Origin of the sequence: Photorhabdus sp. S10-54, assembly GCF_963878145.1 — a bacterium.
Classification (GTDB): domain Bacteria; phylum Pseudomonadota; class Gammaproteobacteria; order Enterobacterales; family Enterobacteriaceae; genus Photorhabdus; species Photorhabdus kayaii.
In genome coordinates this window covers 1-963 of the sequence record NZ_CAWNXG010000153.1, presented here as the reverse complement: position 1 = coordinate 963, position 963 = coordinate 1, and the positions used below count along the sequence as shown (strand labels likewise).

The 963-nt window shown below is 42.9% G+C and carries 2 protein-coding genes; both read right to left on the bottom strand.

Features of this window, described 5'->3' with window-relative positions; genetic code table 11:
- Positions 1-100: 100 nt before the first annotated feature.
- Complete coding sequence (locus tag AACQ83_RS24250) at positions 101-346, bottom strand: hypothetical protein (RefSeq protein ID WP_192881119.1); 246 nt, start codon at positions 344-346, stop codon at positions 101-103.
- A 101-nt stretch (positions 347-447) separates the two neighbouring features.
- Positions 448-963 (bottom strand): IS630 family transposase (locus AACQ83_RS24245; protein WP_112879930.1); only part of this gene is annotated, 516 nt, incomplete at its 5' end.

Sequence of the window (963 nt, the reverse complement as noted above, 5' to 3'; positions counted from 1 at the left end):
GTGATTAAACAGAATACCAGTATAAAAGACAGTCAGGCGGCTAAACGTCGAAGAGCCATTTGGTCAGAGGAATTCCGTAGTCAACTTATCTTTGATTAAATTAAATACAAAGTGGAATCCCGCCCTGATCTATTAACCCTTTTTTATTGAATCTACAATCTAAGGAATATTTACTTTTCTGTTCTACCCCCCCCCCGATGACTCCCGCTTTTAAAATGATTCCTGATCGGTTGGTTCGGTTCAGAAAAAATGAAGAAAATCCCAATTCAAAATCATTGTAGTTGTCTTTATTATTTTGTATCTCCCTCTGTTTGTGCCATTCTTCTATGGTAACCGATGTTGCCATTATTTTATCAATGAACTGTTCAGTATTATTAAGTATACTATGCCAGAATGACCAAACTGAGCGATCTAGATCATTTAAGTGTATTTCGTGTATATACCCGCTTAACTTGAAGATGCAGGATTCATAACCTGGAAGTTGTCATTAATACGGCACGACAGGTTCCCGGCCAGTTCCGGTAATATTTCCGTAAAAAAGCGATGTATTGCCTGCTTGAACAAGGTCGTCGAGGCGAAATAACGGTTATTCCTGACTTGTTCATTCATCACCTTCCACAGCCTTTCTATCGGGTTCAGATTCGGGCTGTACGGCGGCAGGTAATGAAGCTCAATATTCATCACATAAGTCCAGTCTTTCACCAGCCTGCTTTGGTGGTAACCGGCTCCGTCAAGGATAATATGAACCTTCTGACTGACCGGATAGGTCTCACGGATGGCAATGAAAAACTCGGCGATGTGATAACTGTCGATACGGTCATACTCGCGTACTACCGTTTTACTAATATCAGCCAGATTAAGGGCACCCATCAGGTTCAGACGGGTACGGCTTCCCGTGGTTTTCACCGCGGTTTTCTGACCTTTACGCATCCAGCCATAAGCCAGTTTCGTCCCCTGCGTGGG